Below are 15,491 nucleotides of genomic sequence, written 5' to 3' on the forward strand. Positions count from 1 at the left end.
TTTTATAGGGTGAGGGTCGTGAATAAAGTAGATTTAGGGTCGAGCATGCCGATATCGCCAATACGTACTTGGTGTACGTTTCGCTTTAGGGCGTGAAAGCAATTTTCCATTTTCGGAAGCATGCCGTCGGCGATAATCTTTTGCTCAAGTAGGCTCTGGTATGATTGGCTATCGATGTGTTTTACCACCGATGCGTCATCGTTTACATCCATTAAAACCCCCTTTTTTTCAAAACAATAATACAGGGTGGTCTCGTAATTTTCGCTCATGCCAATGGCCAATTCAGAGGCAATGGTGTCTGCGTTGGTGTTCAATAATTGTCCCTTTCCATCATGTGTCATGGCACAGAAAACGGGAGTAAGGCCAGCTTCCAAGAGTGTGGATACCGTTGGGGCGCTTACGCCGTCAACATCTCCGGCAAAGCCGTAATCGATATCCTTTACGGGGCGTTTATGGGCCTGAATCGTATTGCCGTCGGCGCCACTGAGTCCAATCGCGTTACAATTGAGCGACTGCAATTCGGCCACGATGTTCTTGTTTACGAGTCCGCCATAGACCATGGTAATGAGTTCGAGGCTTTGGGCGTCGGTAATGCGGCGTCCGCCGATGAGTTTCGATTCTATGCCCAGCCTTTTGCCCAGTTGGGTGGCGAGTTTTCCGCCGCCATGGACCAAGATTTTTGGGCCTTCCCATTCGGAAAACGCCTTAAGGAACTTAGAAAGTTCTTCTTTGTTTTCGATGACGTTACCGCCTATTTTTATGATGGATAACTTCATGGGCTTATTGTTCCAAGATTTTTTTCAGTACGATCTGTGCGGCATAGGTTCGGTTATTGGCCTGTTCAATGACCAGTGATCGGTCGCCGTCTAAAACGGCATCGGCCACCACAACGTTTCTTCGTACCGGTAGACAGTGCATAAATTTGGCCTTACCCACTTTTTCAGGGGTCATCGTCCAATTTTTGTCTTGGTTCAGTATTTTTCCGTAGTCGGTATAACTGCTCCAGTTCTTTACATAGATGAAATCGGCTTCTTCACAGGCTTTTTTCTGATCGTATTCAATGGTCGCCCCTTTGGTGATTTCAGGATTGAGCTCATAGCCTTCGGGATGGGTGATCACAAAGTCGGCGTCCTGTAAATGCATCATTTCTACGAATGAATTGGCTACGGCATGCGGTAGGGCCTTCGGATGCGGAGCCCATGAAAGCACTACTTTAGGACGTGCCTTGGTATTCTGTTCGGCCAGGGTAATGGCATCGGCCAAGGCTTGTAAAGGATGGCCTACCGAACTTTCCATATTCACGATGGGTACGGAAGCGTATTTTTTAAAACCGTTCAATACCTTTTCGGCTTCGTCTTCCTCTTTGTTCTTTAAGCCGGCGAAGGCCCTAATGGCGATAATGTCACAATACTGCGAAACCACTTGTGCGGCCTCTTTGATATGTTCCGAAGTACCTTGGTCCATGACGGTGCCATCGGCGTATTCCAGTGCCCATCCTTCGCTTCCAAAGTTCATGACAATAACTTCCAGGCCAAGGTTCATAGCGGCTTTTTGGGTGCTTAGGCGGGTGCGGAGACTGTTGTTGAAGAACAATAGCCCAATCGTTTTGTCGGAACCTAGGTTCTTGTGCTTTTTGGGGTCTTCTTTTAGGTCTCGGGCTTCTTCCACCCAATGGTCCAATGAATCTATGTCTTGTACGGAAAGGTAATGTTTCATCTGTGTTCTATTTCTCTGGCTGTTTTAATTTTTTCTATGGATTTCCTTTAGTGGCCTTCTAAAAAGTGGCGTCCTTGGTTTTGATCTTCGTATGCTTTCCCGATCCCCCAAGGGCATCGCTTATAAAATTGTCCTTAAGGCCGTTGACAATCCAGGTTTCAATACCGGCATTTTGGGCAATGGTAGCGGCCTCTACTTTAGATTGCATACCGCCCGTGCCGTGTGACGACTTATGCGAGCTGATCTCTTGTTGCAGGCTATCGATGCCCAAAACTTCAAAAATCGTTTCAGGTTGCCCGTTTTCAATAGAGGTTTTGGTGTAGATACCGTTGGTATTGGTAGCGATCAACAAAAGGTCGGCCTTGAGCAATGCCGCGGTCAATGCGGCAAGCTTGTCGTTATCGCCAAATTGGATCTCATCGGCGGCTACCGTATCGTTTTCGTTAATAACGGGAATAAAATTGTTGCTGGCCAAGATATCTATGGTGTTCTTGATGTTGGCCTTTGATTTCGGATTCTCAAAATCGGAGTATGATAGAAGGCACTGGGCGGCAAATAGGCCGAGTTCCCTAAAACTCTCCTGAAACATACGCATCAGGTGGGGCTGCCCAATGGCGGCCAAGGCTTGCTTTACGTTAATATCCTCTCCGTTGTGCTCCAACTTTACGAACTGTTTGGCGGCGGCAATGGCCCCTGAGCTTACGATGATGAATTCATAGTCGTTTTTGAGCGAAGCGATCTGCCTGCCTATATCCTCTATCTTTCCCCTAGAAATCTGATCGGTTTCCTTGGTTAGGGTGTTCGAGCCTATTTTTAATAAGATCCGTTTTTTCATCGGTGTTCTGTTTCATCGTTTATGCCGAGGCGCGAATGTCGGTCAAGCGCTCGGGGCGTATTCTTACTTTCGGGTTTGGCCGTCTCCTTTTACATACCATTTATTGGTGACCAAATGCTGAAGTCCGATTGGGCCTCGCTGGTGCAATTTGTCGGTGCTGATGGCCAGTTCGCCTCCTAGGCCAAATTGGCCTCCGTCGGTAAAACGGGTGGAGGCGTTATGGTAGACGGCGGCCGTATCTACATTGTTCATGAAATATTCTGCCGTCTTGCTGTTGGCGGTGATAATGGATGCGGAGTGTCCTCCGCCATAAGTGTTTATTTTAGATATGGCATCTTCGATATCGGAGCTTTGTCCGATGGCGATCTTATAATCTAAAAACTCCTCGTACCAGATTTGTTCGTCGTCTATGGTCTTTGTGCCTTCCATACCTGAAATGGCCTCGTCGGCCAGAATTTCGACATCGCTCTTTTGCAACTCTTGTATCAAGTGTTGGAGGAATTGCTGTTTTCGGGGCAAGTCGGAAGAAACAAGTACTTTGTCCAAGGCATTGCAGGCCGATATTTTCGTCGTCTTCGCATTGATGATGATGTCTATGGCCATCTCTAGGTCGGCCTCATGATCGATGTAGACGAAGTTGTTTCCGCGTCCACTTACAATAACGGGACAGGTAGCGTGCTCTTTTACGAAGGCGATCAGCCTTTCGCCTCCCCGTGGTACGATAAGGTCTATTTTTTGGTCGGGCTTTTCGAGAAAAGCCTGCGTTTCGGTTCTGTTGAACTGCAAATAAGTCACCCAGTCCGTGTCGGCTTCATTGGCCTCTAGGGCCTTATGCCATAAATCGACTAGGAATAAATTGCTGTTCAACGATTCCTTTCCTCCCTTTAATAGAATTTTGTTGCCCGATTTAAAGGCGATTCCGGCCGCTTCGATGGTAACATCGGGCCTTGATTCGTAAATGATAAGGATGGTTCCGAAGGGTGCCGTTTTGTTGCTTACCTGCATGCCGTTTTCGTGGGTGAAACTAAAGCGTTCAACACCCAAGGGGTCGTCTTGTGCCGCAAGTTGCTGTAGGCTCAAGATCATGCCGTCTATTTTTTCTTGGTCGACCTTAAGGCGGTCCCTCATGGCAAGGTCATCGCCCGAATAGCTGTCCAAATCTATTTTATTGGCCGCCAAGATGGCGGTCCTTTCTTGTTCGAGCAATTGGGCCATGTCGGAAAGTACGGCGTTGCGTTGTTTTATGTCCAATAATAAACTCATTACAATTCTGCTTTTAAGGCGGTGAAAAAAGTGTCTAAATGGGCTTTGGTAATATTTAAGGCGGGAAGTACGCGCAACACATGTTTGTTTTTTGCTCCCCCTGTGAATAGTTTTTGGTTGTGGATCAAGTTTTTTCTTAGGCCGGCCACCTCAAAATCGAATTCAAGGCCTAGCATAAGGCCTTTTCCCTTTACTTTTTTGATTTGTGGGATATCTGCGGCCAAGGCCTTGAAGTAGCCTTCCAGATGGGCGGCATTTTCAATGAGTTTTTCGTCTTCCAAGACTTCCAAAACGGCCAATGTGGCCGCACAGGCCAAATGGTTCCCCCCAAAAGTGGTGCCTAACATTCCGTGGGAAGCCTTAATGTCTTCGTGAATCAAAATACCGCCTACGGGGAAGCCGTTCCCCATACCTTTGGCCACCGAAATAATATCGGGTTGAATGTCGTGGTATTGAAAAGCAAAGAATTTACCGCTTCGGCCGAAACCACATTGTACCTCGTCTGCGATCAGTACCGTTTTATGGGCCTTGCAAAGCGATGCCACCTCTTGGTAAAACTCGGTGCTAGGTTCGTCTAGACCGCCAACCCCTTGTATGGTCTCTATGATAACGGCGCAAACATCGCCCTTTTCAATTTCCGATTGAAAGGCCTGTAAGTCGTTAAAGGGGAGAAAGGTAACCTTCTGTTGTAAATTGATCGGTGCGTTTATCTTGGGATTGTCCGTAGCGGCAACAGCCGCGGAAGTACGCCCGTGAAATCCGTTGGTGAAGGCAATGACCCTAGATTTTCCGGTGTGGAAAGAAGCTAGTTTTAAGGCATTTTCATTGGCTTCGGCCCCTGAATTGCACAAAAACAGATTGTAATTTTCACAATTGGAAAGCTGTCCGAGTTTTGTGGCCAATTCCTCCTGCAAGGGGTTTTTTACGGAATTGCTGTAAAACCCTATTTTGTTCAACTGCTCGGTGATGCGCTTTACGTAATGCGGGTGGGAGTGGCCAATAGAGATTACGGCGTGACCTCCGTAAAAATCTAAGTATTCCTTTCCCTTGTCATCGGTTACTACTATTCCCTTTGCCGAGACTGGGGTTACATCGTATAATGGGTAAACGTCGAATAAATTCATAACTTTTACTATGGTGTGATGCTTGAGCCCTACACCTAATTTTAGCGAGATGTCCTACAACTGATTCTCTTTGATTCTACTGATTTTTTCATAGGAAGCCACAATCCCTTGGATAAGGGAGGAGCTTAGCCCCTGGTGTTCCATTTCGTTCAAACCTTGAATGGTACAGCCCTTAGGGGTGGTTACCTTGTCGATTTCCGCTTCCGGGTGGCTGCCCGATTCAATTAACAAGCTGGCAGCACCGTTACAGGTGTGCATGGCCAATTCCTGAGCTTCCTTGGCGTCGAAACCCAGTTGGATGGCACCTTGGGTCGTGGCGCGTATCAAACGCATCCAAAAGGCAATTCCGCTTGCGCAAATAACCGTAGCGGCCTGCATTTGTGTTTCGGGTATTTCCATGGAATGCCCCATACGGTTGAAAATGGCCTTGGCCAAATCGATTTTCTTTTTGCCCTTTTCGTTACTGCAGATACAGGTCATTGACTGCCCTACCGAAATAGCGGTGTTGGGCATGCTTCTGATAATCGTGTGGTCGCTACCCAGAATGCTTTCCATTTTTGCAATGCTGAAACCGGTAATGGTAGAGATCACCACATGGTTTTCGGTAAGCAGATCCTTGGTGCTTTCCAGGATATTTTCGAGCTGACTGGGCTGCACGGCCAAAATAAGGATGTCGGAATTCTTAACGGCTTCCCGGTTGTCTGAAGTGATGGTCACATTTCCATACTTTTCATACTCTTCTATCTCGGCAGTGTTTCTCTTCGTGAGATACATGGTCGTGGCACCGTTGGAATTTAAAATTCCCTTTGCAATGGAAAGGCCTAAATTCCCGGCTCCTATGATGGCTATTTTCATTTTTGATATTTTGGTTGTTTCCACTTTATGGTTGACGTAAACTTTACGCCACGGAGCTTTTTTCTTCTGTTCTAAAATACGCCCGCCTTAAGGTTAAGGCCAATGCCTTCGCCCAATCCGAAAATCAGGTTCATGTTCTGTACCGCCTGGCCCGATGCTCCTTTCAATAGGTTGTCTATGGCCGAGGTGATAAGCAAGGTGTTTTCATGCTTGTGCAAGTGAACGTGGCACTGGTTGGTGTTTACGATCTGTTTTAAATGGATGGGCTCTTCGGCTACCTGTGTAAACAGTGCATCTGAGTAAAACCCTTTGTACAGGTCGATGGCTTCTTCTAGGCTGCCGTCGAATTCGGTATAGGCCGTCGCTAAGATTCCCCTTGCGAAATTACCGCGGTTCGGAAGGAAAAACAGCTCGCCCGAATCGGCTTGCAAGAATTTTAAATTCTCGTTGATCTCGCCCAAATGTTGGTGGGTAAAGGGCTTATACCAGCTAACGTTGTTGTTCCTCCAGCTGAAATGCGATGTGGCCGACGGACTAACGCCCGCACCCGTACTACCGGTAACGGCATTGATATGTACCGTATGCCCCAGTTTGTTCGCTTTGGCCAAGGGAAGGAGCCCCAGTTGAATGGCCGTTGCAAAACAACCCGGATTGGCAATGTAGCTCGCCTTTTTTATCTCGTCCTTTCTAAGTTCTGGGAGTCCGTATACAAATTTTTTACCTTCGAAAACGGCATCGGCCTGCAACCTGAAATCGTTGCTGAGGTCTATGATCTTTGTGTTTTTCGAGAACTCGTTTTCCTGTAGGAACTTAGAAGAATTGCCGTGGCCCAGACATAGGAATACGACGTCTACATCGGGATTGATGCTTCCGGTGAATTCCATTTCGGTCGTGCCCAACAGATCGGCATGGGCCGTTGTAATTTTCTTGCCCGCCCGGGTAGTGCTGAAAACAAAATCTATTTCGGCCTCGGGGTGGTGCAGTAGAATTCGTATCAATTCCCCACCTGTGTAACCCGAACCACCTATAATACCTACTTTAATCATTACTTGGGTTTACGTGGTTATATATTTTTCCGGCGTTGGACTGTATTTTGATAAAGCCCTTGGCCTCGTCGGCCGTCCAACCTTTGTTGATTTCGCCATAGCTTCCAAAGGAGGCGTTCATTAAATCGTGTTTCGACGAAATACCGTTCAATCGGAACTGGAAGGGGTACAATCCTACGAAAACGTCGCCCGAAACCGTTTTTTGGGTGTCGGTCAAAAAGGCTTCGATATTTCTCATTACGGCATCTAGGTAATTGCCTTCGTGCAATAGCATTCCGTAGAAGTTGCCCTGCTGTTCTTTTTGGAACTGTTGCCACTTGGTCAAGGTATGTTTTTCCAAAAGGTGGTGGGCCTTGATAATGATCAAGGAGGCGGGGGCTTCAAAACCGACCCGACCTTTGATCCCGATAATGGTGTCGCCCACATGGATGTCGCGTCCGATGGCGTATTTAGAGGCCAGGGCATCGAGTTTAATGATGTTGTTTACAGGAGTGTCTTCTTTGTCGTCTATGGCCACAAGCTCGCCCTTTTTGAAGGTGAGTTTCACTTCGGTCGGGTTCTTTTCCTGTAACTGGCTCGGGTAGGCCGAATCGGGCAATGGTTTTTCAGAGGTCAAGGTTTCTTCCCCTCCAACGGAAGTCCCCCAAAGTCCCCTGTTGATAGAGTATTTTGCCTTTTCCCAAGAATATTCGACACCGTTTTGTTTTAGGTATTCGATTTCTTCCTCCCGTGCCAGTTTGTTGTCCCTGATCGGGGTGATGATTTCGATTTCAGGGGCGATGATCTGAAAGATCATATCAAAACGGACTTGGTCGTTTCCTGCACCCGTACTACCATGGGCGATATATTCGGCGCCTATTGTTTTGGCGTAGTTTACAATTTCAATGGCCTGTACGATGCGTTCGGCACTTACCGAAAGCGGATAGGTATTGTTCTTAAGGACATTGCCAAAGATGAGGTATTTTACCACCTTGTCGTAAAAGGTTTGAACGGCGTCTATGGAAGTATATGAGCTAGCGCCCAATTGTAGGGCCTTCTCTTCGATTTCGGCAATTTCCTCCTTAGAGAAACCTCCGGTATTTACGCTTACCGCGTGTACGTCAAAACCTTTTTCCTGTGATAGATATTTAGCGCAGTACGAAGTGTCTAATCCGCCGCTGTATGCTAAAACTAATTTTTTCATATTAAAAGATGTATTGTCTGGGCCATGATCGTATGATTTGCTGGCCTATTATGATTATTGGTTCGTTTTCTTTTTTAGAAAAAGCGATTCTTTAATGCTTTTGAGTCTTTTGAACGCTTTGCTGTTCACTTCCTTTTTGATCACTTTTTTTTCTTTTTCCCCATCGTAGAGCATGCCGGTACAGAGGCACATTTTGCGCTCGGTACGGGTAAGGATGTCAAAATTCTTGCAGGTCTGACAGCCTTTCCAGAATTCGGGATCATCGGTCAGTTCGGAAAATGTAACCGGTTTGTATCCGAGTTCGTAATTCATTTTCATTACGGCCAGTCCCGTGGTTATGCCGAAAATTTTGGCATCGGGGAACTTTTCCCTCGAAAGTTCGAAGATTCTTTTTTTGATTTTTTTGGCCAATCCTTGATTTCTATAATCGGGATGGACAATAAGGCCAGAGTTGGCTACGAATTTTTCGTGCCCCCATACTTCTATATAGCAGAAGCCAGCAAACTTGTCTCCGTCTAAAGCGATAACGGCATTGCCGTTTTCCAAGCGTTTCTGAATATATTCCGGTGTACGCTTGGCTATGCCCGTGCCTCTTACCTTAGCGGATTCCGTAATGGTATCGCTAATGATCTGGGCGTATTTAACATGTGACTTGTTAGCAATAATTAATTTCATTGCCAAAAGGATTTAAACTGTAAAAAATAATGAATTGTTGGTTGTTGTGCGGAAATGGACTCACCTATTCCCATGAAATATGAAACACCCTTACGGGCGACGGCGACGAGAAAACGGGCGAACGGGAGCAAGGTTGCTCAAGGTATTTGATATGTGTCTTTGTCCTTTCATGGAAGGTCAAATGTACAAGATTAGGTCGAAAGTATAACGTTTGCGGCTTATTTTTTACGAAAAAAAGGTATTTGCCTCTTTGAATTAAGAATTTCATAAATCAAAAACGCATATACGGAAATATATTCAACGGCAATTAGCCCTAGGTTTTCCTTGAAGTCCGCCTTAGCATACGCATAATAGCTGAGTACGACCGTTGCCGACCAAAGTAGGGCATATCTGTAGGGGCTAAAGACACCCAGTACCAATAAAAATATAATGTACCATGGGTGAACCGTAGCCGACATAAAATAGTATAGGGTGAGTACGGCAAGCATTGAAGTTATGAGCACGGCTATTTTTTGGTTGTCCCTGAAAAAAGTAAACAAGAGCACTGCTATAACGGTAATGATCGGTGTTATTTTTCCATAGGTTTTTATGAGTTCCCAAGGTTTGCCGTCAAATTGGATGGCCATCTGTTTGATCGCATTGTATAGTCCGGCGTTGAATTCGAAATTCGAAAACCAAAGGCCTACGGTCTTTGAATAATTTGCAATAAAATCGGCGGAATAAAAAGGAAGGAACAGCAGCAAACAGCTCAGCCCGATCAAGGCATAGAACCCAGTACTTTTTTTAAAACCCAAGTGTTTTAGGAAGAAGGGTAGGAAGAGCAAGGGTACCAGTTTTACGCAGATGGACAGGGCGTAAGGAATGGCGGCCAAGCCCCATTTTTTTTCAGATAGCAGGTAAAGGGCCCAAACGAAGAAGAAGAGCATGACGCCTTCAAAATGAAGGTTTCCCGTAAGTTCTATAATGACCAAGGGATTCAGGAAGTACCAAAAAATAAGATGGGGAGCACGGTTCAGCTTTTTCAAGAGCTTTCTTCCAAAATAAAAAATACCGATATCCGATAAGATGATCATAGTTTTCATGACGAGTACAGATCCCATGATACTCTTGCCGCCCAAGAGCGCCGCAATAGCAAAAAGCAACTGGTTCAATGGGGGGTAGTTGCTGAAGTGTTTGGCGCTCAGGTCGCCCATGCCGTCGTAAAGCAACTGGGCATTGGGTATGGCCAGGTCGCTTTGTAAGATAAGGTCGTTAGGTACCGCTAAATAGGGGTTGATAAAATTGCCGACCAAGTGCCCGTCCCAAATAAAACGATAGTAATCTTGAGAGAGGTTGGGCTCTGCGGCCAAGAAGATCAGCCGAAAAAGAATACCCGTAATGATCAGAAATTTAAAGTTCCATTTTTCGAACTGTATGAGTTTGTAACAGATAAAAAAGGAAGCGGCAAAGAGCGTCAATAGCTTAATGAAGTCCGTTCGCTCAAGTTGATAGGCAAAAGTGTAATATAAAAATGCACTCAATAGGGCCAAGATAATGGGCACCTTGTGCAGTTTCAAATATGTAGTAGGCTGGTTGGGCATTTATCGGTGTGTTCTTGCAACCGAAAAAATAAGAAAATTAAATGACTTGTGGATGTGAATTATTTCTTTAAGCCCGAGCCGTTAAAGATTTGGTGAAAACAAATCCAAAGCCCACAAAAAGCATAAAGTGAAACGGAAACAGTCCGAAGTCGTTCAAAGGAATGGCGCTATACATTCCGAATAGGAAGTAGACCATAAGAACGGCTTCAAGAATCATGTTCGGCGACAATTTTTTGGTCAGGTACTTGTTCCCTTTCCAAGAGTCGGTAAGACTGTTCAAGTTGAATTTCGGTGTACGTACAAATTCACTACGCTTGCCCATATGCCCTTCAAGAACGGCAATGGAGTTGTGTAGTGAAAAGCCTAGGGCCACTGAAAAGAAGGTAAAGAACAGTTTTATATAATCTACAAAATTGTCAAAGCTGCTACCCTGTATGCTCTTATAGGTGAACCAATAGCAAACAAAGAGTATGATCGTGCTCAGAACAAAGAAGCTCAACATGGTAAAGACGATATCCAGTTGCGGGAACATGGCCTTGATGTACATGGCGGGAATACTCAATAGCGAGACCAAGAATACACAAAGGAACATTGAGCTGTTCAGCAAGTGCATGACCCCGTGAAATTTCGTCTTGAACGAAATGTTCTTGGCGGTAATAACGCTCCATACCGTTTTCCTGAAGTTTTCGGCCCCTCCCTTGTTCCAACGGAATTGTTGTGAACGGGCGGCGCTTATGACCACCGGCAGTTCTGCTGGGGTCTCAACGTCTTCAAGGTATTTGAATTTCCAGTTCTTTAGCTGGGCGCGGTAGCTAAGGTCAAGATCTTCGGTCAAGGTATCGCCTTCCCAGTTTCCGGCATCGAGAATACATTGCTTTCGCCATATACCGGCAGTACCGTTAAAGTTGATAAAGTGACCTTTTGCGTTTCTTCCGACCTGCTCAAGGGTAAAATGGGCATCCAAGGCGAAGGCTTGGATACGGGTCAATGTTGAATATTCGCGGTTGATATGTCCCCAACGGGTCTGTACGACCCCTATTTCGGGATCTTTAAAGTAAATAACGGTTTTTTTCAGCCAGTCGGCGGAAGGCATAAAATCGGCATCGAAAATGGCAATGAACTCGCCTTTGGCGATTTTCAAGCCCTCTTTTAAGGCGCCGGCCTTAAAGCCTTGGCGATTTTCGCGCCGTATGTGCTGAATATCGAGACCGGTTTCCTGAAGGGCTTTTACCCGTGCGGCCGTATCGATTACCGAGTCGTCGGTAGAGTCGTCAAGCACTTGGATCTCAAGCTTACTTTTGGGGTATTCTATTTTTGCAATGTTTTCCAATAAGCGCTCCATAACGTATTCTTCGTTATAGACAGGCAGCTGAATGGTTACGTAAGGAATTTCTTTTGGATCTAGAAGATTGTACTTTGGTGCTATTTGGTTACGTCTTTTGTAGCTCAAGTAGTTCACCAAGAGGTTGAGTTGTGCTAAACTGTAAAAAAATATCAACAATAGCGCGATACTGTAGATTGCGATAATAATGTAAGCGATCAATAAACCCATATTATTTTATGCTATATTTAAAAATCCAACCTAATATTTTTATGCCCGCAAATATACTACCTTTTACGGTTCCCGATACTTTTGACACACCAATTCTTTTTTTGTAACGTACTGGTACTTCGGTGTATGTCAATTTTTTTTTCAAAGCCTTCAATTGCATCTCTACCGTCCATCCGTAAGTTTTATCCTCCATGTTGAGTTTTAATAACTTATCATAGGCTATTGCTCTAAACGGACCAAGGTCGGTAAATGTTGCCCCAAAAAACAATTTCATTAAAAAAGTAGCCAACCAATTGCCAAAAATCTGCTGTGGCGTCATGCTTCCCTCTTCTCTAAGTCGCTTTACGCGGGCGCCAATTACAAAATCGAATTCTTTATTGCGTATCGGAGCTACAAGTTTATCAAGTTCTTCAGGATAATCGGAATAGTCTCCGTCAACAAATACGATAATATCGGGTGCTTTGGATTGTTTAGCGATATAGTCCATTCCTTTCAAACAGGCGTACCCATATCCCATCTTGCTCTCAGTCAATACAGTAGCTCCGGCATCAGCGGCATTTTTCGCCGTATTATCGGTAGAATTGTTATTAACAACGATGATTTCAGAGACCGATTTCGGAATTTCTGCAATTACCGAAGCGATGGAGTCGGCCTCGTTAAAGGCGGGAATTATGACTTTAATGTCTGTTGTTGGCATTATTGAGACTTATTTTAGAATGTAGGTATGTTGGCCTTGTTTTAAAGGGATTTGTTTTCCGTTCCAAACCAGTTTGCCCGACATTTCCTTAGGAACTGTAATTTCTGCGGAAAGTTTCGATCTTGTTTTTTCTAGCTTGAAAAGGATGTTTCCTTTTGAGGTAGGAAGCAATCCTTCCATCTCTTCGAGAATGCCGAAAACGGGAGCTATCTCAATTTCCTGAAAATCGTTCTTTACCGATTTTATTCCCGCTAAATAATTAAAATAAAAATAGGCAGGGGAAGCACTCCATGGATGTACTTCAGAGCGTGTGGGCTTTTTATCGCTTTCAAAACGTTCAAGGGTAGTGGTCATATGGTTGTCGATCATATCTTGCCAGGGTCGTTGGGCAAGGTCGAAAAGCTCGGGTGCCCCGACTTTTTTTATGGCTTCAAATAAATAGTAGCGATAATAATAAGTGGCCTGCAACAGTTTGGGGTCGCTCAATATTTTTGACAACAGAGCCTTTTGTTCGCTTTCGGCAATGGCATCGGTGAGTGCGGCCATGATATTGGTGTGCTGGTCGTAAACGGTCTTGTCGGGCCGTTCGGCAAAAATATTTTTGTTCGGGTCAAAACAGAGTTTGTAGACCGAGTTTTTAATGGCTATCGCCCGGTCGAGGTAGGTGTCGGCCGTGTGTTTGTCCCCTATGGCGTTGAACAGGCGCGCGGCGTTTTGAAGTGCATGTACATAATGAAGGCTTACTACGGCGGAATTCTTACCATTGTTCTTGGTGGCCGTACCGCCTCCGTTGTTGGGGCCGGTATACCAATCTACAAAATAGCGGTACTGGGTTTCGTTTACCAAATTCAGCTCGTTCATGTTCTTTTCAAAACCGGCCAAGGTGTGTACTATACCGTCTTTATAACTGTTGATAAAGTCGGTGTCCTTCGTAAGTTCGTAATAGTCATAGACCATATCTACCCAAACCAAGGAATAGGTGGGATAAATAAAGGTTGATCGCAGGGGATAGGCGCCCAAGATATTGCCGTCGGCATCTCGTGACCGATGGAACTGTTCAATGGCGTTCTTGGTATGTGCGAGGTTACCGCTCATAGCCTGCCAAAGAAGCGCGTGGATTTTGGTGTCGCCAACATATTGCATGGTCTCGTAATAGGCATCGCTCAAGAAATAATCTTGGGTACAGATGTCTACCGTTCTTTTACAGATGTCGAAGATGGCATTGTACGTTTCGTTGCTCGATGAAAACCGGGCTATGGAGGGGATGTGGGTCCGTGACCGGTAGTTGATAAAACTGTCGAGTACCAATTCTTGCCCCTTGGTTTCTATCTCAAATTCTACAAAGCGGAAGGTGCGCATCCAATTGGGGGTGAATTTTTGCCGTTCTTTTCCGTTCGATACAATATGGTCGTAATACCCTAGCAGCTCTTTTCCTTCTATAATATTTCGGTCTCCCTTGGTGTCTTTGGGTCCAAAAAGGTTTTCGGCGTATTTGATTTTGATATGGGCGTTTTTTCCTTTACTGAAAATAAGCTCGGGAAAACCATTGGTGACATACTTCCGGTCGATGAGAAAGCGTATTTTTTTATGCTCGGGAACCACGGTTTTGCCTGAAACCGGAAATTCGGAAACGTCAATGTCGGTGCTTCTTACCGTATGTCCTATGCCTTCTTTTTCCCAAGTGAGCAAGGGTAGGTTTCTCGGTTCAAGCAAATAGGCCATGGATCCGCCCATACTGCTGGCCCCTTCAAAAAATTGGGTGTCAACCCATTCGGAATCATCAAAATCGGCCTGTTCCCAGTCGGTAGGATAGTGGTTTTTGTCTACAAAATCAGTGGGGTTGTTCGCGTAAAAACCACCTACGATAGATTTAGGGCCGCCACCTCTCCAATTTACTTCCAAGGCTCGGTACGAATCGTCTATGGAGCATTTCCATCCATCGTCTTTGCCCGAGGTGTTCAGTACTTTTGCATTTTCGGTCGCCCCGTTTACCATAAGTGAGGTAAAAATCGATTGCATGCCGTAAAATCTACGTTTACCATAATTGACCACCTTTATGGCGATCAGGTTTTTGCCGGTCTTGAGATAGGTCTTGAGGTCTATGGTTTCGTATTTCCAATGGCGTATATCGCTCAATTGGGGGCCATGCGTCACCAAATTGCCGTTTACGAACAAGAAGTAATGGTTGTCCGCTGAAATATTTATAATGAATGCTTCCGAAGGGTCGTCTACCATCCATTCGTTTCGGAACAATATAGCCCGGTCTTCCCCACCCTGAATGTCGGGATGGCTCACCCAATTGGCCTTGATGGCCTGAGGTGGATATAGCACTTCCGGATAGTTAAGTTCGCTTTGCCCTAAGAGGAATAGTGGCGAGCAAAAAAGAAAGATGGAAAGATATAGGTTCATTTTAGGTCGGAGAGCTTGTTTTCGCGTCTAAAGCTACTAAAACTAAACCACTCGTTGATTTTTTTGCCATTTCTGTATTTTTCTGCGGAAGTTAGTTTTTCGTTGATATACTTAAGGCAATATCCGTTTTTTAGGCCGTTGCTCAGCTGACATTTATGGTTGACTTTGCCCTGGGCGTCGTAGAACAACCACCAGTCCCATTTCTTGCCATTTTTAAAATGTCCTTCTTGAACCGTTTTTCCGTTACGGTCAAAGAAGTGCCAGTAGCCGGTACGTTGGTCGTTTTGATAGTGCCCCTGTTCGGCAATCCGTCCATTGTTGTGGTAAAACTTCCAATAATCGACTTTTTTTCCGTTTTGTAGCCAACCTTCGGCCTTTAAGGTCCCGTTCTGAAAATACGCTTTGTGGTATGTGCCGTCCTTATCGGGTGTAAGCCCCGACAGCACTAGAAGAGCCATGACAAAGAGTTTTACGAACATTTTCTATAGTGTTGCTAATTGGTCGCTAAGGCAGGGTACTACTTACGCCTTAGGGCAATTTCATTTAAGGGCTTCTT

14 protein-coding genes are annotated in these 15,491 nt (G+C 45.3%); all 14 read right to left on the reverse strand.

Annotation, left to right across the window (positions count from 1 at the left end):
• Window positions 1–2: 2 nt before the first annotated feature.
• The 14 genes from argB to BW980_RS03690 all read right to left on the reverse strand — a co-directional run bounded on the left by argB (window position 3) and on the right by BW980_RS03690 (window position 15,393).
• Window positions 3–776 (reverse strand): acetylglutamate kinase, encoded by a 774-nt coding sequence (gene argB, locus BW980_RS03625; protein WP_076453554.1) that lies wholly within the window; start codon window positions 774–776, stop codon window positions 3–5.
• Window positions 777–780: 4 nt separating this feature from the next.
• Window positions 781–1,716, reverse strand: coding sequence for an N-acetylornithine carbamoyltransferase (locus BW980_RS03630; RefSeq protein ID WP_076453555.1), 936 nt, complete (start codon window positions 1,714–1,716; stop codon window positions 781–783).
• Window positions 1,717–1,774: 58 nt separating this feature from the next.
• A complete protein-coding gene (gene proB, locus BW980_RS03635; protein WP_076453556.1) occupies window positions 1,775–2,551 on the reverse strand; it encodes a glutamate 5-kinase in 777 nt (258 codons plus the stop codon).
• Window positions 2,552–2,614: 63 nt separating this feature from the next.
• A complete protein-coding gene (locus BW980_RS03640; protein WP_076453557.1) occupies window positions 2,615–3,814 on the reverse strand; it encodes a glutamate-5-semialdehyde dehydrogenase in 1,200 nt (399 codons plus the stop codon).
• Complete coding sequence (locus tag BW980_RS03645) at window positions 3,814–4,938, reverse strand: aspartate aminotransferase family protein (protein WP_076453558.1); 1,125 nt, start codon at window positions 4,936–4,938, stop codon at window positions 3,814–3,816. The genes BW980_RS03640 and BW980_RS03645 overlap by 1 nt, the downstream gene beginning before the upstream one ends.
• Before the next feature lie 54 nt (window positions 4,939–4,992).
• Complete coding sequence (gene proC, locus BW980_RS03650; protein ID WP_076453795.1) at window positions 4,993–5,793, reverse strand: pyrroline-5-carboxylate reductase; 801 nt, start codon at window positions 5,791–5,793, stop codon at window positions 4,993–4,995.
• A 71-nt stretch (window positions 5,794–5,864) separates the two neighbouring features.
• Window positions 5,865–6,839 carry an N-acetyl-gamma-glutamyl-phosphate reductase gene (argC, locus tag BW980_RS03655; protein ID WP_076453559.1) on the reverse strand — a complete coding sequence of 325 codons (975 nt, stop codon included), beginning with the start codon at window positions 6,837–6,839 and terminating at the stop codon, window positions 5,865–5,867.
• Window positions 6,832–8,022 carry an argininosuccinate synthase gene (gene argG, locus BW980_RS03660; RefSeq protein WP_076453560.1) on the reverse strand — a complete coding sequence of 397 codons (1,191 nt, stop codon included), beginning with the start codon at window positions 8,020–8,022 and terminating at the stop codon, window positions 6,832–6,834. The genes argC and argG overlap by 8 nt, the downstream gene beginning before the upstream one ends.
• Window positions 8,023–8,076: 54 nt before the next feature.
• Window positions 8,077–8,697 (reverse strand): GNAT family N-acetyltransferase, encoded by a 621-nt coding sequence (locus tag BW980_RS03665; protein ID WP_076453561.1) that lies wholly within the window; start codon window positions 8,695–8,697, stop codon window positions 8,077–8,079.
• Between the two features lie 218 nt (window positions 8,698–8,915).
• Complete coding sequence (locus BW980_RS03670) at window positions 8,916–10,253, reverse strand: MptA/MptB family glycosyltransferase (RefSeq protein ID WP_317042175.1); 1,338 nt, start codon at window positions 10,251–10,253, stop codon at window positions 8,916–8,918.
• Between the two features lie 91 nt (window positions 10,254–10,344).
• Window positions 10,345–11,829: a cellulose synthase family protein gene (locus BW980_RS03675; RefSeq protein ID WP_076453563.1), complete on the reverse strand. Its 1,485-nt coding sequence runs from the start codon at window positions 11,827–11,829 to the stop codon at window positions 10,345–10,347.
• Window position 11,830: 1 nt separating this feature from the next.
• Entirely contained in the window at window positions 11,831–12,526 is a 696-nt protein-coding gene (locus BW980_RS03680) for a glycosyltransferase family 2 protein (protein ID WP_013992589.1), read from the reverse strand.
• Window positions 12,527–12,535: 9 nt separating this feature from the next.
• The gene (locus BW980_RS03685; RefSeq protein ID WP_076453564.1) at window positions 12,536–14,935 is read right to left on the reverse strand and encodes an alpha-L-rhamnosidase-related protein; all 2,400 of its coding nucleotides are present in this window, start codon (window positions 14,933–14,935) and stop codon (window positions 12,536–12,538) included.
• Window positions 14,932–15,393, reverse strand: coding sequence for a toxin-antitoxin system YwqK family antitoxin (locus BW980_RS03690; protein ID WP_245799930.1), 462 nt, complete (start codon window positions 15,391–15,393; stop codon window positions 14,932–14,934). Before BW980_RS03690 ends, BW980_RS03685 begins: the two co-directional genes overlap by 4 nt.
• Window positions 15,394–15,491: the final 98 nt, after the last annotated feature.

This window comes from Zobellia uliginosa (assembly GCF_900156625.1).
Classification (GTDB): domain Bacteria; phylum Bacteroidota; class Bacteroidia; order Flavobacteriales; family Flavobacteriaceae; genus Zobellia; species Zobellia uliginosa.